We start from the raw sequence: 23,668 nt of genomic DNA on the forward strand, positions 1-23,668 counted from the left end.
TGGATTCATTGAGTTGCGATTTTGTCAATGCCGCCGAATGCGATGTCATAATTAGGATTTTCGAAGGTGGCGACCCCTGCTAGCGAAGCTTCCGAACCATTGAAGAACTGACCGATAACCTCGCCTTTGCCGAGGAGAGCACCAGTTTCATATGCGATCGCTGTGCCTGTGCCGCGGCGTGTAGTTTCATATGCGCTCGCCTCGCCTTTGAAGGTGCGCGAAACTCGGTCGATATGAGTGTCGATTTTAAAGGTAAGACTTTTGTCGGTAATACTTTTTTTCATGAGGTCGCCTTTGAGGGTTTGCTGCTGGGCTGAAAAATCAAGCGTGCCCGATAGAGGCTGTCCGTTGTTGACCCCATTGACGGTGTAACTGATATCCTTGGTAGGTAATTCAATATTATTTGTTGGGCCATTGTAAAATACCTTACCATTCTGTGGGGCGGTAGCTTTCGTGTCAGCCCACTCTCCGAAGAATACATTCTGACCGCCCACTGTATTGAAGATAAATTTTGAGGTTTTTTGGTCGTGAACTACGGTGCCATATGCGAAGCCGTTGTAATCGCGGTTGGCTAAGTTGTGAATAACAGCCAATTTGTGGAAGGGAATATCTGCGGCGATGGCAGTCGTCGCCAGGTTGAAAAGTGCAATGGCTAGCAGCGGGGTACGTAATGCAGTCATGTGGTGGTGCTCCAATTGTGGTAGAGTGATAAAGATTTTTATCTTGAGAAAGTTGCGTTGACTGGCAGGCTAACTGGGCCGCCGAATGCACTGTCATAGTCGCTGTCTGCAAACGTGGCGATGCCGGCTATTGCCGCGTTGCTATCGACTCCGAATAAATTACCTTTGGTGATTCCGTTGCGACGGGTTTGGCTGGAAATTGAGTAAGCGGTCGCATCTCCGCTGAACGTTCCGTCGGGGGTAATGAAAGCATCGAGTTTGATGATCGTGTCTTCGTTGTAGATCAAGCCAGATAGCTGTGGCTGTTCGGCGCCAAACGATGCGATGAGGTGACCATAAAGTAGATTCTCGCCATCATAGTTGTTGAGGCCTTGAGTGTTATAGGTCAAGGTGTGTTCTGGCAGTCTCGAGGTGCTGAGGTCACCGCTGTAATACAACATATGGGACTGTTCCCCTAATTCGCCAGTGAGCGACCATTCGCCGAAGTACAGCGGTTGATCACGCACCTGAATGAAATTGCCGGCAATGCTTACTCCAACATTGTGGCCCACTGGGCGCAGCAGCTTCTGTTCAATGCGTTGAACGTTGTTGGTGTCGCTGGGCTTGCTATGCTGAAAGAAGGAAAATGGAATGTGTATGTCGCTACCCGCGTAGGAAAAGATCGTGCTGGGTTGAAGCAGGTGTTTGAATGTGTCTTCGTCCTGGCAGTCTACTTTTCCAGCACCCACCTTTACATGGGCTGAAGGTGTTTGCCCTGAGCGGATAGGCCCTGCAATGGGCGGTTGGCCGAATAGTTCTTTTATGTAGGAGTGGGCTCTTTCCAACAGCGATGGCGCACCAGAGTCAGAGGTGAGGTAAATCATATTAGGTGTGCCTGCATGGGCAGATTTGCTCATGATTAGTAGTAAGCTTGAAATAATCAAAAGACTGAGGGTGATGGGCTTCATAAAAGGCCTGATAGTACGCTTTTCGGTTGATTTGTACGTGAATTGAGCGTCTAGAATTGTTTTTCGAGTTTCAGAGAGACGCTGTTGTTGTCGTAAGAGTAGGCCCAGTCGATATTGCTTTTGTTTTGGTAATATTTCGCGGTAAGGCTGGGCACCGCACCGTATATTGCTAAGCGGGGTGCGCGCACCGAGAGCGTATAGCTTTGCTCATCTTCATTGCGCCGGTCCCCCAACCAAGCGTTGTAGCCGTCATACTGGCGCTGCCGGTAGGACGTGAACAACACCGCGCTGACGCCCATGTCGAATTCTTTGGCGACGCCGAGGCGCAGCCCCTTCTGGAAGTAATCGTTGGTTCGATACTGGGTATTGCGGACAGCAAGATCCCCGCCTCCGAACAGCATCCACTGGTAAGGTAGCGCTTGCCAAAGTGTGGCGAAGAGTGTGCTCATATTACCGTTCAGGTAATCATGGACGGTTTGCTGGAAGGCAATTTTCTTGTAATCGCCCTCTAGCTTGAACATGCGCGTGCTCGACAGTACGCGCTGCCATTCGCCGTGGAGCCCCCAGGCCTTGTACAAGGTTTCATCGCCGTGCGTGTTCAGTTCGAATGTAGGGCCGAATGCGTATTGGTCACGGGGGCCGTGGTAGCTGTAGCCGATGTTGTTGGTCAGCGTGCTCACGTTATACAGGCTTGTGTTTTTGTAGTGCTGGCCGTACAGCAGCGAGCGAAGATAAATGCCATGGTGGTTGCTGACGGGCAGACGCTTGCTCAACGTGGCTTCATAGTCAATGCCCTGTGCAGATACGGCTTTGGGCTGCTTGTAAGTCAAGGGGCCGAAAAATGAGTACAGCGTATGGACGCCTTCTGAAGACTGGTTCAGATTACTGGCCCATATCGGGCCCACCGCGAGCGAGCCATGCCACCGTTCGCGCTCATCCAGCACTTCGAGGAAGCTGTCGACGGATCTGCCGAGGCCCATTGCCCGGGCATCCGAAGCATCGAGCTCTGCTCGAATCTGTTGGAAGGCTGAAGTGGACTCGCGATCCTTGCGGCTCTCAAACAGCACACGGGCTAATTCAAGTTGGCCCGGTAGAAAGTCAGACTGCATTGTCAACAGTTCGCGGTAGTAAGACTCTGCCAGTTCGAGGTTGCCTTTTGTGCGGGCCAGCGCCCCATGCGCATAGGCAATGAGCATAGGGTCATGTTCAGGTAGAGCGGTGTAACGGGCCAGATAGTCGCTAGCAGCAGGCCATTGTTTGCGCTCGATGGACAGGTAAACCGCTGCGCCGAGTTCATCTACGGTATTGCCGATGCCATAGTATTGGCCATCTAACTCCAATAGCGGCGCATCCGGGCCGGTTGGCACGCTGCTTTCCAGCAGTGCACGCTCTTGTGAGACTGCACGCTGTTCGATGGCCTGGTTAAGGCGCAGTTCGGTGTCCTGATTGGCGGCTTTGGCCAATGGCAGTGTGTTGATCCCTACCAGGAGAGGGAACGTAAACAATAGATGAAATAAATGTGTGCTATTACGCCTGGGCATACCGAATTTCTTAAGCTCTATTCAAAGTAACAGAGGCCCGCCGCTCTCGCAGGAGCGGCGAGCGGACGATGAAGCGAAAACCCAAGTGGCGACGAAGCAACATCATTGAGCGCATGTTAGGCTGGCTGAAACTCGCGAAACGCTATGCAGCAATGATCTCGCCGGTTTGTTCCATGCGCTGTTTGCGACATCTCTTTTCGTGCAGAGCCTAGTCTTACTTTGGCTTGGTCGAGGGGACCTGCACGCCACCAAAGGAAGTGTCGTACTGCGGTTTGTTGAATACAGCAATGCCGGCTACAGCGGAAGCTTCGTTTCCAAAAAAGCGCCCTTCGGTCGTACCTTCTGTGATTCCATGTGCGTGCTTTAAATCAACCATATTTGCACTGCCGATGAAGGAATTGTGGTGGCGTAAAACCGTTCCATCAATGTACAAAGCCAGAGAGTCATTTTTCATTGCCCCCTTTACGCTTAGGTGAGTGCTTCCTGATAGCTGCCTATGTTTGAGGTAGGCGCGCGGGAGGATTTAGCGCGCAGTAGTTCTCAGTGACACCTGCAACGTTGAAGCCCTTGCTGCTGGCTATTCTATTCACGGTCTCCGTCGGCACAGGAAGGTCTAATCTTGCGAATGTGTAGGCGATTTCTTGGCTGTCGCCGGCTTGCTGCGGCAAATGGCGAGAGATAAACGGAGGTTGCGTGTAGGAAATTTCGCTCTAATTGATTTCTGTAGGAAATTTCGCTCATTAATGAAGGAAAAATCATGTTGTTGATGGAGAATTGTCCTTCGCTAGTTGTGGCGTTCTGACACTATCTTTTGCCTATGGCTGCCCTGGCGCTTGTGCGCGGCACTCGACAAGAGTCTCGGGTTTTTTCCGCGCTTCAAAGGTGTTTTGAGCTGCGCGAGCTCTGCGAGGGGCTGGGAGCAGGGAGCCAGTAAAATAGTGGTGATACGTACACGCTGTAGGAGGCTTGCTATGTCGTCTGAGTCGCGGAGTTCTAGCTGTATTGGAGTAAAGTCTTTACAAATTCGGGCGTCTGATTTCCTGTCGACTGGCGAGGATGGTTTCTACGCTGTAGTCGAGGGAGAGGCCATCGTTCGGGCTCGAAAGGAAGATCTGATCCTGTCCACCGAGGAGTTCTACTTTGTTCGGCGAGGCACGTACATCATTGGCAGTGACACTCGGGATAGCCACCTGTTGTGGATCCCAATAACGCCTGCGCAGACGCAGGATTTCATACGCCGGCACGGTGCATTGCTCAGCGAGATCAAACGTTGCGACGTCGATTGCGGCGCAGCGGTTGCCTTTCCGCGAACCCGGTTGCTGTCCGACTGCATCGCGAACTTCCGCCGGCTGATGGACATTGAGCACCCGCCGCTGCTGAAACTATTCAGAGTCGAGGAGTTGCTGATGCTTCTGTTGCTGAGCCCTCAGGGGCCAGCGTTGATGTCAATTTTCCGGAAAAACAGTAATCGCAACGTTGAGCGTTTGCAGCTGTTCATGGAACGGAACTACTTGAAGGACTGGCGGCTGGATGAGTTTTCCCGTCAATTCGGCACTAGCCTGACGGTGTTCAAGGAGCTGTTCAATTCGGTCTATGGTGTGCCACCGAGGGTTTGGATAGGTGAGCAGCGCATTTTGTATGCACATCATCTCTTGCTCAATAGCAAAGAAAGTATTGTCGACATTTCCATGGAAAGTGGGTTCTCCAGCCAGTCCTATTTCTCTCAAAGTTATCGTCGGCGCTTCGGCTGTACGCCTTCTCGTACGCGGCAGATGGGCGCTGGCTGATAAAAATGTCAAGGTGGCGAGGAGTTTGTCTTGGTAGGTATATGGAAAGGTAGCGGGGCGTTGGTGGGTGGCCTTTCGTATCTGCTTGGCGCCGTGATGATTGCCTTAGCCCTGTCGCCGGCCGCGCACGCGCGCGAGCTGGACTGGCCCCAGATCCCCTACAGTTATGAGGCCAGGGGTGAGACCCTGCGGGATGTCCTGGTCAACTTTGCGGCGAATTACAACGGCTCACTCATCGTCAGCGAGAAAGTCAGCGATCGAGTGAATGCGTCTTTCGACTTGCAGAACCCACAGTCCTTTTTGACACTGCTAAGTGGGCTATACGGGCTGAATTGGTATTACGACGGGGCAGTGCTTTACGTATTCAAAGCCACCGAAATGCAGTCCCGCCTGGTTCGGTTGACGCAGGTGGGCCCGCCGGCGTTACGCCAGGCACTGGAAGAGGCGGGTATCTGGGAAGCGCGTTTTGGCTGGCGGCCAAGCGCGGAGGGAAAGATCGTTTATGTCTCGGGGCCACCTCGCTACCTGGACCTTGTCGATCAGGTGGCACAAGCGCTGGAGCAGCAGAACGTATTGCGTACTGAAGGCGTCGGGGAGTTGTCCGTCGAGATATTCCCCCTCAAATACGCAGTGGCAGAGGACCGCCAAATAAAATATCGCGACGATACGGTGGACGCGCCTGGCGTTGCGACCATTCTCTCGCGTGTCTTAGGTGACGCCAATGTCGTGTCAGTGGAGGGAGAGGCACGGGCAGACAATATACAGCGTCTTGGTGCTGGTGCTGTGGTTCAAGCAGACCCCTCGTTGAATGCGATTATCGTGCGGGACAGCAAAGAGCGCATGCCTATGTATCGGCGTTTGATCATGGCCTTGGACCGGCCTTCTGCGCGTATTGAAGTGGGGTTGTCAATTGTCGATATCAATGCCGAAAACCTATCTGAGCTTGGTGTGGATTGGCGTGTTGCTGTTGGCGGCGGAGGTAACAAACTAATTGAAATTCGCACCACGGGCGCAGGCGCGGAAAAAGGCGCGATCGGCAGTCTGGTAGATGATGAAGGGCGCAGCAGCCTGATGGCCAAGGTGACCTTGTTGCAAAGCCAAGGGCGCGCGCAGATCGGTTCGAGGCCAACATTGCTGACGCAAGAAAATACCCTGGCGGTGATCGATCACAGCGAAACCTTTTATGTCAAGGTCGCGGGGGAGCGGGTTGCTGAATTGCGCGCCATTACCTATGGAACAATGTTGAAGATGACGCCGCGTGTGACTCAGTTGGGCGAGCGCCCGGAAATCAGCCTGAGTTTGCATATCGAAGATGGCGCTCAGAAGCTCAACAGTTCCGGGCCGGATGGCCTGCCGACCATCGCACGCACGGTGATCGACACCGTGGCGCGGGTCGGCCTTGGTCAGAGCCTGTTGATTGGGGGAATTCACCGGGACGAACAGAGCGAGTATGTGCGCAAGGTTCCGTGGTTGGGCGATATTCCTTACCTGGGGGCGCTATTCCGCTTCAAGTCCGGTATGTCTCGCCGTTCCGTGCGTTTGTTCTTGATCGAGCCACGGTTGATCGATACGGGGACTAGCTTCGGCACTGGAGCAGCGGCGGGCGCGAGCCCCGCACCTTGGCCAACTGAACAGACCCATGGATATTCCTCGGGGCAGGTGCTGCAGCCAGTCGTTCAGTGCCCGCCAGTGGGCTCGAAAAGTTCGCTGCAGCGTGGGCGAAGTGGCGCGGACAGCGGCTTCGCGGATCGAGCCTGCTTGCTAGCGGCCGAGGGCGGCGGGCATGGGAAGGGTTGTAATGCGCCATTAGCGCGCTGCGCCATGGGGTGACGAAATGGCTTGGAAAATTCGTTTTTACAACGGCCTCAGTCAGGGCATAGAAGTTCCGCTTTTTGAAGGGCGGGTGGCCATCGGTTCTGACCCGCTGTTGGCCGATCTTGTGGTGGTCGACCCCGGTATCGCTGCTGTCCATGTGGTCTTGGATGTCAGCGCACAGGGTATTCGACTGCTGGAGTGGAATGAGGGGTGTTCGCCGACGGAATCCGGGTTGGCGCTGACTGAAACGGCGGCGTTGCAACCTTTGGCAGCCCAGCGTTGCGGGTCTTTGTTGTGGGCCTACTGCGGTGAAGGTCAGGCATTTGATGAGCAGTTGAAGTTGACTGGCCCGGTACGTCCTGTCCCCCTGGCAGGACATGGGCTCAAGTGGACGGGGTGGCTAACGGCTGGGGGCAGCGTGCTCGTGCTGGTGATAATCATTGGCCTGCTGAGTGAGTCGTGGTTCGTCTCCAGTAAAGGCCAAGCGCTCGACAGTCGAATCTCGAGCTTACGCACTTTTTTGAAGGGCCAGCATCTGCTTCATGTGGAAGTCGGCGATACGGGCGTGGACGGGAAAGTGCCCATCCGTGGGTACGTAGAAAACAATCGTGAGCGTTTGACTTTGCAGCATTATCTGGAGCACAGCAGTTTGGCGGTCCATTGGGAGGTGTTCAGCCTGGAGGACATCCGCCAAGATGCTGACTTCATCTTGAACAAACTTGGCTTCGAGGGATGGACCAGCAGTAATGCCGAGCGCCCAGGGTGGCTTCGTATTTCAGGCGCCAGTGCATTGGACGAAGCAGACCGGCAGCATGTAGAGCATGTGTTGAAGGCGGATTTGCCGGGTTTTTTAGGGGTGGAGGTTGCAGAGCCGGCAAGGCAGACACCGCGGGAGAAGTTGGAGCAACTGCTTCGCGACCATAGCTTGGCGGCAGCGTTGGCGTACTCGCAAGAGGGTGCGCATATCGAACTGAGTGGTGAGCTTGATGCGCATCAGTACGCCCGGTTCGTCGAGTTGAATCGAGAGTTCAAGGTCGCATTTGGTGACAATCCAGAACTAAGGTTGATAAATAAAACAGCCACGGCACGGGGGAAAAAAACGAATCTGGTAATTCGCTATGTGTCCCTCGGGGCTGTACCGTACATCGTACTGGAAAATAGCCAAAAATACCCCGTTGGGGCGCTGATTCCAGGGGTTGGACGGTTGCTGGAGATTACCAAGGAAACGATCTGTATTGGTGTGGGCACACAGCGGCTGACGATTGATACTGTGGCAGGGGGGCGAGGTTAATGGCAAGTACGCTAGATAATAGGAGCTTGGATATTGGCAACACAAAAGTCTGGCGAGACAGGCTCGAAGCCGAGAGGCAAGCCTCTCAACAACGCTTGAGGAAAGGTGGAGAACCCAAGCTTTACCAGCAATGGCAACATACGCTAAACGCGCTGAGCGCTGCGCTGTATATTCTGGACGATAGAGAGAGGGATTAATATGGCATCCATGTTCGATGCGGCGTACCAATTGACAATGGAATCTAATCAAGCGGCCCAAGACCGGGTGAAAGCCGCGATGGACGCGCTAAAGGCGACGCCTGATGACCCAATTCTACTTGCCCAACTTCAGCACGAGATGAATAAGTATTCTCACAACTTTTCCCTTGGCTCAACCATGCTAAAGTTGTACAAGGATCTCTTTCAAAGCATGTTGCAGAAGTTTTAATGGACAGCACGCTCACTGAAATTATCGCAGCATTGGGATTTGCAGGCGCCGAGCGCGGACATCATCAAGAGGCCCTCACGATTGCCGAGTGGCTGGAGCTGGTCGAGGGGAAATACGAGGCAGCAACGGCCATTCGTGTATTTAGCTACGTGGCGCAGGGGCGTTGTGAAGAAGCGCTGTTATTGGAGCGCGAGCAAGACATGGAGTCGCTTTCACCGTGGTTCGCATTGTGTGAGCTACGGCTTGCCTTGCGCGCCAGATTGGAGGAAAGGCTTGTGCGTTTGTTGAAGAGTAAAGATCCGCAGCTAGTAGCATTCGCGAAGCAGATGCAAGTGCTGATAGTTTAAACCGCCGCGGGCAGAAGCCACGGGGGAAATGAAAAGTAAACGTGAGAGGAAGTGGAAAATGCCAATGGAAGTGAGTGATCGTGCTATTATAGCCCAAGAACAATCCATGGAACGAGAAATCGCGGATGCCGACTCGGTTGCAGAGTTCGAGGCCCTGCAAGATTCGAACACGCATCATGGTCTGGGTGTTGACTTGGTAAACGGATTTAATGAAGGCGTTGCTGGGTTCGAGCTCCAGGAGAAGAAAATTTCAGAATCCATCGCGGCAGCAGCCGACGATCCAATGAAACTGCTTGGCGTGCAAATGGAGTTTCTGAAGCTGTTCAATACCCTGGATTTGGTGGCCAAGGGCGCCGGCAAAGCGGTGCAGAGCATAGAAACCTTGACGAAGATTCAGTAGGCCATGCGAAGGTTAAACAAAGTTCTCATGGTCGTTGTGTTGCTGTTGTTGGTGGGTTGCAGGGTTGAACTGTACCAAGGGCTGAGCCAGAAGGAAGCGAACGAAATGCTCGCTCTCTTGGCTACGGAAGGAATCTCAGCTTCTAAAGAAACGGACAAAAGTGGGAAAACCAAAGTAATAGTTGATGACGCGAAGATTGCCAGGGCAATCGAGGTATTGAAGCGTGAAGGTCTCCCACGTGAGGCCTATTCGTCACTAAAGGATGTATTTCCCAAGGACAGTTTGATTTCATCGCCTCTGGAGGAGCGAGCGAGACTGAACTACGCAAAAGCACAAGAACTGTCGAAGACGCTTTCAGAAATAGATGGTGTATTGACAGCTCGCGTTCATGTGGTATTGCCGGAAGAAAGGGAGGGGCTAGGAAAAAAAACGTCGCCGGCCTCGGCGTCGGTATTTATCAAGTATGTGGCTGGGATGCAGTTCGACGCCTACGTGCCGCAGATAAAGCAGTTGCTGAGCAACAGTCTCGAGGGGCTCGAATACGAGCGAATCAGTGTGGTGTTGATCCCTTCCGCCAACGTCCGGCAGGCACCGGCGATGCCGGCCCTGGATACGTTTCTTTCAATCCAGGTAGCGGAAAGCTCGCGCGCTCGATTGATGATGGTCTTCGGCCTTCTGATGGTTCTGCTTGTACTTAGCAATCTGGCGCAGTTGATATGGTGGCGCAGCAGATGACGGCAACAAATATGCCGTTGACCGATTATCAGCTTCGCTTTTGCCCTGCGAGTTATATGCATGATAGCCACGTGCCGCGCCCGCTGCTGGGGTGGCTGAAGCGATTGCCTGGCTGGCGGCAACAACCGCCCATTAATGCCTGGTTGCTCGGTGAATTGATATTGCCGACGCATTACGATATGCCTCAGGGGTTGGCCAAGATAGCTTTTTTTGAACGGCCCGAGTTGGAGCGAATAATGACTTTAGTGGGGGCGATATTGCATGGAGGGGCGATTCGTCAACTGATGGATGGTAAAAGTCTGCAGCCGGTGCATGCGGCGATTGGTGAGGCTGGCCACCGATTCTGCCTGGAACAGTTGGATTACATTATCGGCCCTTGGCCTGCAGGGTGGCAGCAGCGCTTGCCAACACATGAACTCTCCGAGTACTTCCTCCACTACGGCTTGGTTTTTTGGCTATTTGCCATGGGGGATGCGGATGAGGCCTTTTCGCGGCGCCTGGCATTGCGGATTCCCAAGCGTTCATGCGTGGAGCCGTTGCCGTTCAATCCGTTGGATGCCGGGCTGGCCCGAGCGCTCTGCTTGAAAATTACCCGAAAAGTGAGCCCAGCATGCGTGCATTTATTGAAATAAAAACCGATCAGCTAACGTTAGCCCCGGATGCGGTACTCCTGCGAGGTGCTGACTATCTGGCGTATGTGCGAGCTAACGACCTGCTGGCGCGTGCACGAGCATGTTTGGAGGCGGTCGAGCAAAACGCAGAGGATACCTATGCAGAGCAGCGGACGCTTGGCTATCAGGCAGGGATTGATGAAGCGCGTGAGCAGCAGGCGGCGCTCATTCACGAGACGGTTTTGCAAAGCCGAAGTTACTACCGATCAGTAGAAAAACAAATGAGGGAAGTTGTGCTGAGTGCGGTGCGGAAAATAGTGCATGACTATGATGCTGTCGAGTTGACGATCAAGGCAACGCGTGAGGCATTGGCCTTGGTTGGTAAGCAGGAAAACGTGCTCATCCATGTCCTGCCAGAACAGGTGGACAGCATACGCCGTCGGATCTTGAGTGCACAGCACAATGGTGCTGAAGTTGACCACATCGAGGTGGTCGCAAACCCTCGCTTGAAAGAGGGCGGGTGTATTCTGGAAACCGAAGTCGGCATTGTGGATGCCAGTATCGAGGCGCAGCTTTCCGCGCTTGAATCCGCCCTGAGGCAATAGGGCGGAGCGGGTCTGACGTTGTAAATGTAATAAAAAAGCGCGACGAAAATCACGATGAAGCAAGCCCGGATCTGACTAATATTGCAATAGTTAATTGTGATGTTGGAGAGGGTATGAGAATTGAAGCTGGCGCGCTACAAAATGGTTTAGAACCAGAGGAAAGACAGAACGCAAGGCCACTGATGCCCGGCGACGGGATAAGCGTCTCTTTTCTGCCCGCGGGCACGCTATCTGAAAGTTCTAATAACCCTTCGATAAAGTCATCAGAGGAGGACCATCAATTGCTGGCTTCCGAGCGGGACCAGCTATTAATGGAGGGTGGGGCACAGCGCAAAGTCAAACTGATCCAGAAGGAAGATGGTCGTGTCAGGCTTGAAATCGATCCTGCTCCTATTTCGGATTTGGTATTTAGCGGGGGAGGGGCGAAAGGGGTTGCCTATCCAGGGGCGCTTCAGGTCCTTGAAGACCGGGGAATTCTTGGGGGGGTTCAAACGGTCTCTGGATCCTCTGTAGGTGCGATAACGGCGGCGTTGGTGTCATCGGGCGTCTCCGCCGATGCGTTTACCGAGTTGTCCAATAATCTTGACCTGATTGGGTTACTGGATGACCCAAATGAGAAGATTAGCTTCATTCAGCATTTGTTTACCGTCGTCGGTGACGCACTGCAAAAGATATGGAGCACCCTGGCGTTACTGCTGAATATTTTGCCGCGGATCCAGTCTTCTGCCGTTCCGTTGGAAACCTTGCTGGTTAACAAGTGTCGCGCGTCTACATTGGCGGTGCTTGAGAAGCACCCTGAGGTGCTTGCAGATCCCACAGTCGCAGCAATTAAAAGTAAGCTCGAGGGTGGGGGTGAGGTTACCTTCGGCGATGTGGCGCTGCTGAATAGACATGTGCCGGAAATCAAAAAGCTGAACATCACGGGCACTGCGATGTTCGAGGGACGCGCGCAGTTGGTTGTTTTCAGTGACCGCCTTACCCCTGATATGAGTATCGCGCGTGCGGCGCATATTTCAGCTTCATTCCCGGTTGTCTTCTCACAGGTCGATGAGCAAGGCCACCCCTTCCAGGAAAATGGTGAGCATACTTATTTTCAGGACGGCGGGGTCATGTTGAATACGCCGGCACCCGAGATTTTCGATCCCGCCAACACTCCCGCGGGCTTGCACGATTCGGATAAATTGATCTTCAAGTTCGAGTCGAACAAGACTGCACCGCAGGACAGTCGACCTGGCAAACTTCAGGCTCTGGCCGACTGGTTTCTCGGTGCGCCCCGTACCGCTCAAGGAATGGCGCAGGCCAGAGGCCTGGAGCCGCTCAAGGACCAAATTGTCACTGTACCTCTTAATACCGATTTTGGTGACTTCAGGGGCATGCTGACAGGTACCGTGAATTTCTTTATGTCGGATAAGGAAAAGCTGGGTTTGCAAGCACTGTTGGCAAGTGCCGTTGAAAAGCATCTGGCGAGTCGTGGCACTACCTGTCACGATTTTTCTTCGGCGGAAGAAGCGTTTCTGGCGATTGGCGAGGAAGTTTTCGATGGGGTCATGGAGCAGGGGATGACCGCCGCACAAGGTGCTGTTCAGTTTCGCCTGGCGTGCCGCACAGAGCTGCAAGCTTTGGTCGGTGCCATCGCTGTGGCTGAAACACCAGCCGGTGACCTGCAGAGAACACCTGAACTCATGGCTGCCCTTGGCCGGCTTGATGGCTTGGCGTCCACACCAGTGCGTCAAACCTGGCTAGCAACCCAACTGCTTCAGAAAGACAACCCGGACTTGCAGCGGTTGCTGGCATTTGCAGGAGATCAACCCATCGACTGCTCAGTGCTGAACACTGCGATCGAACTGGTAAAGCAGGGCGACGCCAGAGTGATCGCTGAAAATATCGTAAGAGAAATCATCGACCCGGCACTGTGTCGATACGGTCAAACCGATAGTAATATCGAGCTGCTATCTAACGCTAAGGCGGACCTGACTGACTGCAACAGCAGAGCGCAGATTGATCGCGTGCTCGATAGTATTATCGAGCATTACCAGTCAAGGCACTCTATTTTGTTCGCGGCACAAACACCCCACACTGTTGAAATGGCGAAGGCTTGGCGTACCGCTGCAAAAAATGCCTAGTGGTTTCTTCTGATTGGCCAAGGCACTGTCGCAAAGAATTGTTGAGTGGAATTTTTTGCGACAGTGCTCAAGTCTGGTTGTTCTGCTCCTCCAGCCAGCGTAGAACTTCTGCAGTAGTTTTGATCAGCTCGCTGGGAATATACTGGTCGAGTCGCCCGTCTTTATACAGTGCGCGGGCCAGCGGAATCCGCTCGACCACAGCGACGCCTTCTTCTTCCGCCATTTTTCTTACCACCAATGCCTGCTCGTTCGACTGCTTCAGAGTAATAATTGGCAGAGGGGTTTCTCCTCGTGCGTAGTGGATGCCCACGGCAATATGCGTGGGGTTCACCACAATCACCGATGAACGTTTAACGTCGTTGCGCAGGCTATTGTTTTGCAAGTCTTTATGAAATTGCCGACGCTTTTGTTTCAGTTGTGGGCTACCTTCGTTTTCTTTGTGTTCACGTTTGACCTCATCCTTGCCCATGCGCAATTCCCGCAAGTGTTGATAGCGTTCGAATGCATAGTCGGCTGCTGAAATGATGATCAGGCCTCCGGCGCACAGCAGCAACATCTGCTGAAGCATCAGACCCAGGATGGGCGATACGCAAGCGATGCCGCATGTCGCCAGCATCATCAGCGATTTCAGGTGACTTTCGAGCGTCAGCCAGACCAGGGTCGTAAGCAACGACACTTTGATAATGGACTTGAAGAACTCGATAAGGCTCTTTAAGGAAAATATCTTTTTTGCACCCTCTATGGGGTTGATTTTTTTAATGTCCGGTTTGATCGACTCACCACTGAGTAAAACGCCGAACTGCAGAACGTGAGCAACGATGATAGAGAGCGCCGCAACGCCAAAAATGGGCAGACTGATCAAGAGCATTTCGATCAGCAGTTGTTCTGCCATGGAGGTCAGTGCTTGCATGAACGGCAGATGGATGAAGTTTTCGGGCAGCAGGAGAATAGCTTTCATGTGCTCAAGAAAAAATGCGCTGTAGCCAGTGAGTAGCGCTGCCAGGCTGAGTATTAGAAAGGTTGAAACAACTTCCTTGCTTTTGACTACTTGTCCTCTTTTTCGTGCGTCTCTAATTTTTTTTTGCGTGGGTTTTTCGGTTTTTTGTTCGCTCATGGTCGTTCGATTATCGGGGCTAGAAGCGCTACAGGGTTAAGTGCTAAATACAGTTTGTCGTAGGCTGCGTCCATCACAGTGTGGAGATAGAGCACCAGCAGCAAACTGGCGATGATGCTCTTGATCGGCATGGCAAGAATGAACACATTGAGTGAGGGGGCGAACCGGCTGACCAACGCCAAGCCGAACTCGGCGAGGAACATTGCAATCAGTAGCGGGGCGGCCATCAAGAGGCAGAGTTGCAGCAGTTGGCTAATTTGGCCATAGAAGAAGTCGACCCATTGCATACCGACACGTGGGTAGAATGTGTCAATCGGCCAGCTGGCATAGCTTTCAAACAGCGCACCGAGCAGTACCAGAAACATGCCACCTGAGTAGAACAGGGTGATCAACGTTTGCGTCAACAGTACGCCGGTTGGGCTGGATTGGTTGCCTAGCATTGGGTTCGCAAGCGATGCCATCGCGGCACCGCGTTGAGTATCTATGATGAAACCGCACGCTTCGGTTGCCCAGAATGGAACACTGGCGATAAAGCCGATCATTAAGCCTAATAGCGCTTCTTTGCCTATCAACAGCACGATCTCAAGGCCCTCAGTGTTCGCGGGGGGGCTGATGGCTACAAGCGGATAGATAAAAAGTGCTAGCGAGCACAAGATCCCATTCCGGATCAGTGCGCCCCCGAGCACTTGTTTACCCAATATTGGCAGGACGACGAAGCAGGTGAGGAGCCGTGGTAATATCAAGGCGTAGCTCAGCAGTAATTGCTCCAGGTCTTGAATGTTCATTGTACCAGCGGGATCTTTTGCATGATCATTTCGCCGAAGGCATGAAGCTCATGGCCAATCCATCCAGCGGTGGCGAACAGTGTCACCACAACGGCGATCAATTTTGCAACGAACCCTAGTGTTTGCTCCTGAATCTGGGTGAGTGCCTGAACGAGTGACACCAATGTGCCCACGGCTGCAGCGATGATTACCGTAGGCATCGACAGTATCAGTACCAACCACAGGCATTGGCTGGTGAAGTGAAGCACATCGGCGTTGTTCACTGTGCGACCCCGTAGCTGAGGATCAATCCGTGCGTGAGCCTTGCCCAGCCGTCCAGCACTACGAAAAGCAGAAGTTTGAACGGCAGTGATATGGTCATCGGCGAAACCATCATCATGCCCATGGCGAGGAGAATATTCGAGATGATCAGATCGATCGCAATAAACGGTAAGTAGATCAGAAAGCCTATTTCGAAGGCGCGGGTCAGTTCGCTGACGGTAAAGGCGGGCAGGAGAATCAGCAAACTGTCGGGGTCGAGACGGTCGGCATACTCACGTGGCCATACCGACTTGGCGCTGTCGAGGAAGAAGGTCAGCTCGCGCTCGTTAATATGGCGTTTCAGGAAATCGCGAAACGGCGCCATGCCTTCATTGACGAAGCGAGTAACGGAGTCGGGGTCAGTGAGGGTCAGGTCATTTTGATGAAGATAGTCATGCATGGCGAACCCCACCGGCGCCATCACGTACACGCTCAGTATGATCGCCAGGCCATACATGGCCATGTTCGGGGGGATTTGCTGAACACCCAGGGCATTACGCAACAGCGAAAACACCACGACCATCTTGATGAAGGAAGTGGACATCACTGCGATCAACGGCAATAGCGACATCAACGCCAACCCGACCATCAGGCCGAGGTGGCCGGAAAGATCAATCATGAGGGTGCGTCCGTCATCAGTCGCACGATACGTATCCCTAGCCGGTCTTGAATGTTTACCAGTTCACCGGTGCCGATGTAGCGGTGATTGGCCAATATGCGTATTTCACCCTGCAGGGGGGTACCCAGATCGATCAACGAACCTGGCTGTAGGGTTGCAAGGGTTTGTAAGTCCAGGCTTTTTCTACCTACCTCGAAAGTGACGGGGACGGGCAGTTGATCGAAGTTGGACAGGTTGTTGAAAGGTTCCACAGGGGCATCTTCATGCATGGTGAGTAATTCCAATTGATTTCCGTGTTGTCGGAAGAGGGCCCACGGCTGGCCTTCCAGAAAGCCATGAAGGTTTACGAGATCGCTGCCAGGGGGCAAGAGAAAAACATCGCCGCCTTCCAGGCTGCGCAGCTCGCTTTGCGTGACCTGTATGGACGCAGTTTGCAGAGACACGCACAGTTTTACAGGCAGGAGGTCTTCTATTGGTCGTTGAGGTAAATACCTTACGAGTGACCTTGGATTGCCTTCCAGCCAGAGATTCAACCGCTCATCGCCGCGAGAAAACGTGACAGTGAGATAAGCTCTGTAGGTGCTGCTGCGATGGGGTTCGATGGCGTTGAACGTGAGCCCCGGCAAAAGGCCGGCTTCTTGGTCCAGCAATGCCAGTTTTAGCAGGGTGGGAATGCTCGCAAAGTCGGCCCCGTCAAGAAGATGAGCGAACCAGCGGGCCAGCGCGGCATGTGTACAAAACAAGCGCAAGGGGATTCCGCGCCAGATGGCGGAGAGCACAAGGTCCAAGTCATCTTCTGGCGCTGCAATCGCCAATGACGCCCCAAGATCACCTAGCTGAAAATGCCGGCGATAGCGGCTCAGGTGCTGCTGCAGTTGCAACTCGATGAGTTCAACGTAGGGAAGTGTTAATGAGTTCATGCGAGATCATCACGCTCTTCGAATACATGTCGTCGTTGCCGTGAGCCATGTTTGCTGTCCTGTTGGGCATCTGAGAACTGCAACGTGACACTGTGCTCAGGGTTGAGTTTCTGCAAACGTTCCAGCAGATCTGCACGGGCGAGCTGTAGCGGTAACAGCGAGCTCGTGCTGGTGACGAAGTCTATTTGCAGCTGGCCAGCGGCCTGCGCAAGTTTCACTTCCACAGCGCCCAGCGTCGGCAGCGTTATGTGCAGGACGGTGGTGTTACCTGAAGATGAACGGCTCTGAAGATGGACCTGTAGCGTTTCTATCAGTTGCGTCAGGTCCCGTGCCACGGCCTGAGGGGCCGCGGTCCCTTGCAATGTGGAAAGCAGCTTGTCGCCGGGCGTTTGAACGGTGTTGATGGGCAAGGCGAATTCGTCTTGGAGGGGGGAAGTACGACGCGTGTCCCTGGGGGGCAAACATGCATCCGCTTTGTTACCTGCAGGATGATGTAGCAATTCAACGTTTGATCTAGTGTCGCTCGCTCCACCCACGTGTGGACGGGGGCTGCTATCGCCCGGTACATCAGTTGCCATTTTTAGATTGGCCTTTGCGCGCTCGCGGCCAGAGGGTATTGCAGTCGGTAGTTGCTCCGCGCCCCGGCGGTTGTCATTGTACTTTTGAGTCAGCGGGCCAAGCGTTTTCTCATGGCCTTGGGCGGGCTGACCGGTGTGGGGCATTGGTTGCTGCAGCGTAATCTCTTGCTGAGAGCAAGAGGTCGGGTTCGCGTCGTCGGTATTCTTCTTTTGCAGGCCTTCGCGTTCGCGAGTAGGGATAGCTGGTTTCTTTGCCCCCAGCGCTGTGTGCAATAGGTGTTGGTGCGCCTGCAGCGCATCATGCCGGGTGGGTTGCTGCGTACCCATCGCGCGCTCGAACTCGCTTTTAGCTGCATGATCGAGTGGCTCAGTGGGTGAGACGGGCACACCCGATGAGCGCGAAGTTACTGGGGATAGTTTCATTCAGACGGGACCTCCGGGCGGCGGAACTCATCAAGCTCCTCCTCTTCGCGATATTCAAAAACCTTGTGTTTTTTTGCGATTAGTAGAAGGTTGAGGCGGGTAAATTTTTCGACTTGGAGCTGGTCGCTTTTTAGTTGTTGTTCGCAGGCGAACAGTGCCTCTTGTGCGGCAGTCACTGCTTGCGCGTGCTCAATCACCGTCCGTGCAAGGCGAGCTTCTTTTTCCCGCAGCGCTGCATTGGCATGCTTCCATTGCTCGAGTTGCCTGCCATCGAGCACCTGGCCTTTGTAGCGTTCAAACAGGCGATACTGTTCATCACGGCGCCATTGCTGGTATTGCCGGTGCTGCTGCCTGCTTTGTGCAAGTGTCGCCTGGGCCATGTGCAGGCGTGACGTGTGGAGGGACGCGTTTCGCTTGCTTTGTTCAACTCGCGAAACCTTTAGGGTGAGTAACCGATTCAGGCGCATTGGCTTAATGATGTGAGTTGTTCAACACTTTGCGTCAGGTCACACGCCTCATGCGTACCTTGGCGCAGCCACTGATGAATGGCTTCGCGCTTCTCGACGGCGCGGTCGGCTGCAGGGTCTTGACCCTGCTTGTATTCCCCTATGTTTATCAGCAACTCCATCTCCGCGTACTTAGCCAGCCATTGGCGTACCTGGCCTGCGGCTGCGCGGTGCTCTTTCGACACAATATTGTTCATTACTCGGCTTACTGATCGCAGAACGTCGATGGCCGGGTAGTGATTGGCCGCAGCCAATGCATGGGACAAGACAATGTGTCCGTCAAGAATGGAGCGGGTTTCTTCGGCAATTGGATCGGTCATCTCCTCATCCTCCGCCAAAACGGTGTAGAGCGCGGTGATGGAGCCTTTGTCCGATTGACCGGCTCTTTCCATCAGGCGCGGAAGCTGGGCATAAACCGATGGCGGGTAGCCTCGGCGGGTCGGGGGTTCCCCGGCTGCAAGTCCAATTTCGCGTTGAGCACGAGCAAAGCGGGTGACGGAGTCGATCAGTAGCAAAACGCGCTTGCCCTGATCGCGAAAATATTCGGCAATAGTTGTGGCAACGAAGCTTGCTTTGGCGCGCTCCATCGCAGGGCGATCAGAGGTCGCAACTACCACCACCGATCGACGAAGGCCCGCCTCGCCGAGGTCATGCTCGATGAACTCGCGAACTTCCCGGCCACGTTCGCCAATAAGCCCCAGGACGATGACATCCGCATTTGCATTACGCATGAGCGTGGCCAGCAGCGTGCTTTTACCGCCGCCGGCAGCGGCGAATATGCCCAAACGCTGGCCTTCACCGCAGGTCAGCAGGCCATCGATAGCTCTGACGCCCAGCGAAATGGGCTGCACGATCATCTTTCGGCTCAAAGGGGGGGGGGCGTCCCGGTAAACCGGGTACCAGACTGAAGGCACGTGAGAGTGCTGGCCGTCTAGGGGGAGCCCTAAACCGTTGAGGACCTTGCCAAGCAGGTGATCGCCCACCGCGACCTGAAGTGGTCCGCCCGTAGGCCTGACTTCGGTGTCGGAAGACAGCCCAAGTATTTCACCGAGCGGTGTCAGCAAGGCCTGGTGTTGTTGAAAGCCGATGACCTCCGCCAGTAAGGGCTGGGTTTGGCTGGGTGAGTTCAGTTGACAGAGCTCACCGATGTGTACGCCGGGGATCACGGCTTTTAGCAAGGTGCCAGTGGCCTGTATCACTTTCCCGCGAACCTGAATGAGGCGGGCCTTGTCAATGGCGCGCTGGAGATCGCCGGTAATATCCGCTAGCTCATGCATGATTCGCTGGTTCGTGGGGGGATAGTGGAATTATCAGCAGTAGGGATAAGGGGTGGGTAGCAGAGTTGGTCTCAAGTTTTTAGTGATTCGGTGTTCAATATAAAAATATGCGACCGATCGTTGCCGGGGGTATGCCTGGCATCACGTAACATGGCGATGATTGCGCAGGGTTTGTTGGGCGGCGGCTAATTAGCATGTGCAGGCATGGTGTGGATATTTCATGAGTGCGCATTAACGGAGGGGTGGATGGCTGCTGGTGTGGGTGATAAGGAGCGCTCGCAGGGTTCCGGTGTGGCTGCTAACTCTCATCAGGCGATCAGGGGCTGCGCAGACTTGGCTTCGCTGTGGCGGCGTATTAGCGGGCAGTTTCCTCATGCGGAGCTTGAGCAGGTCGTTGGTGTCGCCCTCAAAGCCCTGGGGGCTGATTTAGAAGTCCAAGGTGTATGCGTCGATCGTGTCAGGTTTGGTTGGGTGATAAAGGAAATGGCGCAATTGCGGGCTTTGCTGGGTGTGCGTGAGCAAGTCGATTTGTTGTTGCGTGGACTTCGTGGGGAGGCAGTGGTGGGCGCCGCTGAAGTTACTGAAATGATGGGGCAGTTTATTGCGTTGTGTGGCATGCGCGGTGCTGAGGTGGATGATGTGCAGCGTTTGGAGCGTTTTTTGGGGGTGAGAAGTGCTGTGGGTAAGGCCCAATTTTATCAAGCAATAACCCAGTCTATTCGCCGCGCCCCCCTGGTTCTATTTCGTAATGATGAGCAGCGACTGATACTGCTGGCGGCGTGTCAGTCGGCCCTGGATCGGGCGATTGGTGCGGAACAGGAAAACCGTGTGGTTAACGAGGCGCACTATGTCGGGTAGGAGGAAATGTGGCTGACCAACAGGTATTCGGCTCGTGAGTCGGATTGAGCAGTCATCGTCACGGTTCAGGGGGCGTTGGGTCAGGGCTCCCAAGGTGGCGGTCCATCAAGTTGACTCGGTAGTGCTGTCGGAGCGCTATTTGTTGCCGCCGGACGACGGTGCGATGGAGGGGCAAATTGAAAGCCTCTATCCCGCGAATGGGGTTGAGCAAAAAATGTTCGATTTTGTCCGACCTGATCAAGCATTGTTCGAGCCCTTTTTTCCGCCTCCCATTTTTTGCCGCGTGTTCAGTGGATTGCTGAGCTCGTTGGGGGCGTCGGGTATCGCCGAAGGCGTCGCCGCTTCGCAGCAGCTTCAAGAGATGGAAGAAGCAGGCAAGTTGATGGGCATGATCAAGCATCTTTTGCATAAGGTATGACCTGATGACGCTCAGTGAGGAGCAACGAAATATGTTGTTATTGCTGTCATGGTTGCAGCTGCAATGCGGCCAGGCTGAGCGTGCCCGGACACTGGCGGATGCGTTGCTGTTGGCAAGTCCCGGGCACCCTGCCGGTCGGCGCATACGTATGCTGGCATTGCTTGAGCTGGGGGAAGGTGTATCGGCTGAGCGGGCCTGTGACGAGTTGCTCGCTGCAGGTGAGCAGCCAAGGGCTTTGTGGTTGTGCATTGGTCGTGCCCGCCAGTTGGCGGGTCGATTGGAAGAAGCGCAAGAGGCATTCCAGCATTATTTGAATAACCAGGATGCCGATGAATACGCTCTTTGATGTGCTGCGCCTGGTCGCGGCGCGCAAGGACATCATGTTGGCCATTTTGTTGTTGGCCGTGGTGTTCATGATGGTACTGCCCTTGCCGGCCTTCCTTCTTGACATTCTGATTGCGATCAACATCACGGTGTCGGTCGTGTTGTTGATGATGTCCATCTATATCAGTTCTCCTTTACAGTTTTCCGTGTTTCCTGCCGTCTTGCTGGTCATGACGTTGTTCAGGCTGGCCTTGTCGGTCAGCACGACGCGAATGATCTTGCTGGAGGCCGATGCGGGAGACATCGTCCAGACGTTCGGAAACTTCGTGGTAGGCGGCAACCTGGTGGTGGGGTTTGTCATCTTTCTGATCATTACGATTGTTCAGTTTCTCGTCATCACCAAAGGGGCTGAGCGGATTGCCGAAGTGGGCGCGCGTTTCTCCCTGGATGCCATGCCAGGCAAGCAGATGAGTATTGATGGGGATATGCGTGCTGGCGTGATCGACGTGAACGAGGCGCGTGAGCGGCGTGCGCTGGTCGAAAAAGAGAGCCAGATGTTTGGGGCGATGGATGGCGCGATGAAGTTCGTCAAGGGCGATGCCATCGCGGGTTTGATCATTATTGTCGTCAATATCCTGGGGGGGATCACCATCGGGATGCTCCAAGGTGGGATGAGTGCTTCGTCGGCTTTGCAGCTCTATTCGGTTCTCACCATCGGTGACGGCATGGTTGCGCAGGTTCCCGCATTGCTCATCGCGATCACCGCAGGGATCATCGTCAGCCGAGATGCTTCGAGCAGCAACAACGACCTGGGTGCCGATATAGGTGAGCAAGTGATGGCTCAACCCAAGGCGCTGCTGATTGGTGGTGCATTGCTCATGGTCTTTGCAATGATTCCGGGGTTTCCCGTGTTGACCTTTTTACTGCTGGCCGTGGTTGTGGGCGGCGGCGGGGCGGCGGCGATCTATCTTAAGCGTCGGTCGGCGGCGGTGCCTCCTTCTGGCGGCTTGCCTGCCTTGCTGGCGCGAGGAGCGGGTGCGCCGGAGGTCAAGCCTAAGGCCAGGGTGGGCAATGACAAGTCCGCTTCGGTGGCGGAGAAGGAAGGCTTTGCCATGACCGTCCCCCTGCTGATCGATGTGGATGCGAGTTTGCAGTCGGGGCTGGAGTCATTGTCGTTGAACACCGAATTGGCCAGGGTGCGTCGGGCGCTGTATTTGGATTTTGGCGTGCCATTTCCCGGTATCAGCTTGCGCTTCAATGGTGAGCTGGGCGAGGGCCGTTACATTATTCAATTGCAAGAAGTGCCGGTTGCAAGGGGGCGATTGCGACCTGATTGTTGGCTGGTTCAAGAGCGCGCATCGCAGCTTGATTTGATGGGCGTGCCCTATGAGCAAGGGGAGCCTGTGCTGCCTGGGCAGCCCACGCTATGGGTGGGGACGGAGCACAAAGAGCGGCTTGAGCGATCTTCTTGCAGTTGCATGGGGATGGATCAAGTGTTGGCTTGGCACCTTGCTCATGTCCTGCGTGAGTACGCCGCGGACTTCATTGGTATTCAGGAAACACGCTACCTGCTTGAGCAAATGGAGCACAGCTATTCGGAGCTGGTAAAGGAGGCGCAACGCATCATGCCGCTGCAGCGGATGACGGAGGTGTTGCAGCGTCTGGTCAGTGAAGACATATCGATCCGTAATATGCGTGCCATTCTGGAGGCGATGGTGGAGTGGGGGCAGAAAGAGAAAGATGTCGTTCAGTTGACTGAGTACATCAGAAGCAATCTTAAACGTTACATCTGTTACAAATATTCCAGCGGTAACAATATGTTGCCCGCCTACTTGCTGGATCAAGAGGTCGAGGAGCAGATTCGCAGCGGTATCCGTCAGACTAGTGCGGGCAGTTACCTTGCGTTGGACCCCGCTATTACAGAGGCATTCCTGCAGAGGCTTCGTCAAATGGTGGGTGATATCACCACGATGCAGGTCCGCCCGGTCCTGGTGGTCTCCATGGATATTCGTCGGTATGTAAGGAAGCTGATAGAAGGCGATCATTACAATTTGCCGGTGCTTTCTTATCAAGAATTGACACCGCAGATTAATATTCAGCCCTTGGGTCGGCTGTCGTGTGACTAGCTGAACTTCGCTCCATTGGATTAAGAAAAGCGGCTGATTTTGATAGCGCTTGGCCAGTATCTACTATTAAGGTGAGGTAGCAGTCAAAAGCAGTCAAAGTAGAGGTGAAGAA

The 23,668-nt window shown here is 54.2% G+C and carries 27 protein-coding genes and 1 pseudogene; 16 read left to right on the forward strand and 12 right to left on the reverse strand.

The features are described 5' to 3' along the window. Positions 1-5: 5 nt before the first annotated feature. The 3 genes from PPL01S_RS09700 to PPL01S_RS09710 are packed head-to-tail and all read right to left on the reverse strand — an operon-like array spanning position 6 to position 3,090. Complete coding sequence (locus PPL01S_RS09700; RefSeq protein WP_016394506.1) at positions 6-680, reverse strand: HupA family protein; 675 nt, start codon at positions 678-680, stop codon at positions 6-8. A 38-nt stretch (positions 681-718) separates the two neighbouring features. Further along, positions 719-1,627: a HupA family protein gene (locus PPL01S_RS09705; RefSeq protein WP_144062891.1), complete on the reverse strand. Its 909-nt coding sequence runs from the start codon at positions 1,625-1,627 to the stop codon at positions 719-721. Between the two features lie 50 nt (positions 1,628-1,677). Further along, positions 1,678-3,090 carry a surface lipoprotein assembly modifier gene (locus PPL01S_RS09710; protein ID WP_033743461.1) on the reverse strand — a complete coding sequence of 471 codons (1,413 nt, stop codon included), beginning with the start codon at positions 3,088-3,090 and terminating at the stop codon, positions 1,678-1,680. Positions 3,091-3,230: 140 nt separating this feature from the next. On the opposite strand from PPL01S_RS09710, the pseudogene PPL01S_RS25625 reads away from it, so the two are divergent. Continuing rightward, a pseudogene (locus PPL01S_RS25625) lies at positions 3,231-3,380 on the forward strand (IS5/IS1182 family transposase); the annotation flags it as partial. Between the two features lie 2 nt (positions 3,381-3,382). Here the strand turns inward: PPL01S_RS25625 and PPL01S_RS24600 are convergent. Further along, positions 3,383-3,622, reverse strand: a complete 240-nt coding sequence (locus PPL01S_RS24600) for a HupA family protein (protein ID WP_081663619.1) — start codon at positions 3,620-3,622, stop codon at positions 3,383-3,385. Between the two features lie 517 nt (positions 3,623-4,139). Between PPL01S_RS24600 and PPL01S_RS09715 the strand changes: the two genes are divergently transcribed. The 11 genes from PPL01S_RS09715 to PPL01S_RS09765 all read left to right on the forward strand — a co-directional run bounded on the left by PPL01S_RS09715 (position 4,140) and on the right by PPL01S_RS09765 (position 13,308). Further along, entirely contained in the window at positions 4,140-4,955 is an 816-nt protein-coding gene (locus PPL01S_RS09715; RefSeq protein ID WP_016394503.1) for a helix-turn-helix domain-containing protein, read from the forward strand. A 96-nt stretch (positions 4,956-5,051) separates the two neighbouring features. Beyond that, on the forward strand, positions 5,052-6,785 hold the full coding sequence (sctC, locus tag PPL01S_RS09720; RefSeq protein WP_081663634.1) for a type III secretion system outer membrane ring subunit SctC: 1,734 nt from the start codon (positions 5,052-5,054) through the stop codon (positions 6,783-6,785). Between the two features lie 4 nt (positions 6,786-6,789). Then, the gene (gene sctD, locus PPL01S_RS09725) at positions 6,790-8,061 is read left to right on the forward strand and encodes a type III secretion system inner membrane ring subunit SctD (protein ID WP_016394501.1); all 1,272 of its coding nucleotides are present in this window, start codon (positions 6,790-6,792) and stop codon (positions 8,059-8,061) included. Beyond that, positions 8,061-8,258, forward strand: a complete 198-nt coding sequence (locus PPL01S_RS25895; RefSeq protein WP_016394500.1) for an EscE/YscE/SsaE family type III secretion system needle protein co-chaperone — start codon at positions 8,061-8,063, stop codon at positions 8,256-8,258. The genes sctD and PPL01S_RS25895 overlap by 1 nt, the downstream gene beginning before the upstream one ends. Positions 8,259-8,295: 37 nt before the next feature. Further along, positions 8,296-8,487: a type III secretion system needle filament subunit SctF gene (gene sctF, locus PPL01S_RS25900; RefSeq protein WP_081663631.1), complete on the forward strand. Its 192-nt coding sequence runs from the start codon at positions 8,296-8,298 to the stop codon at positions 8,485-8,487. After that, positions 8,487-8,834: a YscG family type III secretion protein gene (locus PPL01S_RS09740; RefSeq protein WP_016394498.1), complete on the forward strand. Its 348-nt coding sequence runs from the start codon at positions 8,487-8,489 to the stop codon at positions 8,832-8,834. The genes sctF and PPL01S_RS09740 overlap by 1 nt, the downstream gene beginning before the upstream one ends. Positions 8,835-8,940: 106 nt before the next feature. Next, positions 8,941-9,234: a type III secretion system inner rod subunit SctI gene (gene sctI, locus PPL01S_RS09745; RefSeq protein ID WP_162176855.1), complete on the forward strand. Its 294-nt coding sequence runs from the start codon at positions 8,941-8,943 to the stop codon at positions 9,232-9,234. Between the two features lie 3 nt (positions 9,235-9,237). After that, positions 9,238-9,969, forward strand: coding sequence for a type III secretion system inner membrane ring lipoprotein SctJ (sctJ, locus tag PPL01S_RS09750; protein ID WP_016394496.1), 732 nt, complete (start codon positions 9,238-9,240; stop codon positions 9,967-9,969). Continuing rightward, positions 9,951-10,601 (forward strand): SctK family type III secretion system sorting platform protein, encoded by a 651-nt coding sequence (locus PPL01S_RS09755; protein WP_016394495.1) that lies wholly within the window; start codon positions 9,951-9,953, stop codon positions 10,599-10,601. The genes sctJ and PPL01S_RS09755 overlap by 19 nt, the downstream gene beginning before the upstream one ends. Beyond that, positions 10,580-11,185 carry an HrpE/YscL family type III secretion apparatus protein gene (locus PPL01S_RS09760; RefSeq protein ID WP_033743450.1) on the forward strand — a complete coding sequence of 202 codons (606 nt, stop codon included), beginning with the start codon at positions 10,580-10,582 and terminating at the stop codon, positions 11,183-11,185. Before PPL01S_RS09755 ends, PPL01S_RS09760 begins: the two co-directional genes overlap by 22 nt. A 113-nt stretch (positions 11,186-11,298) precedes the next feature. Continuing rightward, complete coding sequence (locus PPL01S_RS09765) at positions 11,299-13,308, forward strand: patatin-like phospholipase family protein (protein ID WP_028625657.1); 2,010 nt, start codon at positions 11,299-11,301, stop codon at positions 13,306-13,308. Positions 13,309-13,375: 67 nt separating this feature from the next. Here the strand turns inward: PPL01S_RS09765 and sctU are convergent, their stop codons facing one another. Genes sctU through sctN form a run of 8 tightly spaced genes read right to left on the reverse strand, consistent with a single transcriptional unit; the run spans position 13,376 to position 19,830 of the window. Continuing rightward, positions 13,376-14,422, reverse strand: coding sequence for a type III secretion system export apparatus subunit SctU (sctU, locus tag PPL01S_RS09770; RefSeq protein WP_016394492.1), 1,047 nt, complete (start codon positions 14,420-14,422; stop codon positions 13,376-13,378). Beyond that, entirely contained in the window at positions 14,419-15,207 is a 789-nt protein-coding gene (gene sctT / locus PPL01S_RS09775; RefSeq protein WP_016394491.1) for a type III secretion system export apparatus subunit SctT, read from the reverse strand. The genes sctU and sctT overlap by 4 nt, the downstream gene beginning before the upstream one ends. Then, complete coding sequence (gene sctS / locus PPL01S_RS09780) at positions 15,204-15,470, reverse strand: type III secretion system export apparatus subunit SctS (RefSeq protein WP_016394490.1); 267 nt, start codon at positions 15,468-15,470, stop codon at positions 15,204-15,206. The genes sctT and sctS overlap by 4 nt, the downstream gene beginning before the upstream one ends. Beyond that, positions 15,467-16,126 carry a type III secretion system export apparatus subunit SctR gene (sctR, locus tag PPL01S_RS09785; protein ID WP_016394489.1) on the reverse strand — a complete coding sequence of 220 codons (660 nt, stop codon included), beginning with the start codon at positions 16,124-16,126 and terminating at the stop codon, positions 15,467-15,469. Before sctR ends, sctS begins: the two co-directional genes overlap by 4 nt. Continuing rightward, on the reverse strand, positions 16,123-17,046 hold the full coding sequence (gene sctQ / locus PPL01S_RS09790) for a type III secretion system cytoplasmic ring protein SctQ (RefSeq protein WP_016394488.1): 924 nt from the start codon (positions 17,044-17,046) through the stop codon (positions 16,123-16,125). Before sctQ ends, sctR begins: the two co-directional genes overlap by 4 nt. After that, positions 17,043-18,047, reverse strand: a complete 1,005-nt coding sequence (locus PPL01S_RS24605) for a type III secretion system needle length determinant (RefSeq protein WP_081833308.1) — start codon at positions 18,045-18,047, stop codon at positions 17,043-17,045. Before PPL01S_RS24605 ends, sctQ begins: the two co-directional genes overlap by 4 nt. Then, entirely contained in the window at positions 18,044-18,514 is a 471-nt protein-coding gene (sctO, locus tag PPL01S_RS24610) for a type III secretion system stalk subunit SctO (RefSeq protein WP_016394486.1), read from the reverse strand. Before sctO ends, PPL01S_RS24605 begins: the two co-directional genes overlap by 4 nt. Continuing rightward, positions 18,505-19,830, reverse strand: coding sequence for a type III secretion system ATPase SctN (gene sctN / locus PPL01S_RS09805; protein ID WP_028625655.1), 1,326 nt, complete (start codon positions 19,828-19,830; stop codon positions 18,505-18,507). Before sctN ends, sctO begins: the two co-directional genes overlap by 10 nt. Positions 19,831-20,076: 246 nt before the next feature. Here sctN and PPL01S_RS09810 point away from each other — a divergent pair, with 246 nt between their 5' ends. The 4 genes from PPL01S_RS09810 (at position 20,077) to sctV (ending at position 23,556) form a co-directional block, all read left to right on the forward strand. After that, complete coding sequence (locus PPL01S_RS09810; protein ID WP_016394484.1) at positions 20,077-20,688, forward strand: TyeA family type III secretion system gatekeeper subunit; 612 nt, start codon at positions 20,077-20,079, stop codon at positions 20,686-20,688. Between the two features lie 94 nt (positions 20,689-20,782). After that, positions 20,783-21,106 carry a type III secretion apparatus assembly protein SctX gene (gene sctX / locus PPL01S_RS09815; RefSeq protein ID WP_162176854.1) on the forward strand — a complete coding sequence of 108 codons (324 nt, stop codon included), beginning with the start codon at positions 20,783-20,785 and terminating at the stop codon, positions 21,104-21,106. A 4-nt stretch (positions 21,107-21,110) separates the two neighbouring features. Continuing rightward, positions 21,111-21,452 carry a type III secretion apparatus assembly chaperone SctY gene (sctY, locus tag PPL01S_RS09820; protein WP_016394482.1) on the forward strand — a complete coding sequence of 114 codons (342 nt, stop codon included), beginning with the start codon at positions 21,111-21,113 and terminating at the stop codon, positions 21,450-21,452. Beyond that, positions 21,436-23,556 (forward strand): type III secretion system export apparatus subunit SctV, encoded by a 2,121-nt coding sequence (gene sctV, locus PPL01S_RS09825; protein ID WP_016394481.1) that lies wholly within the window; start codon positions 21,436-21,438, stop codon positions 23,554-23,556. The genes sctY and sctV overlap by 17 nt, the downstream gene beginning before the upstream one ends. Positions 23,557-23,668 lie beyond the last annotated feature (112 nt).

It is taken from the genome of Pseudomonas plecoglossicida NBRC 103162 = DSM 15088 (assembly GCF_000730665.1).
Classification (GTDB): domain Bacteria; phylum Pseudomonadota; class Gammaproteobacteria; order Pseudomonadales; family Pseudomonadaceae; genus Aquipseudomonas; species Aquipseudomonas plecoglossicida.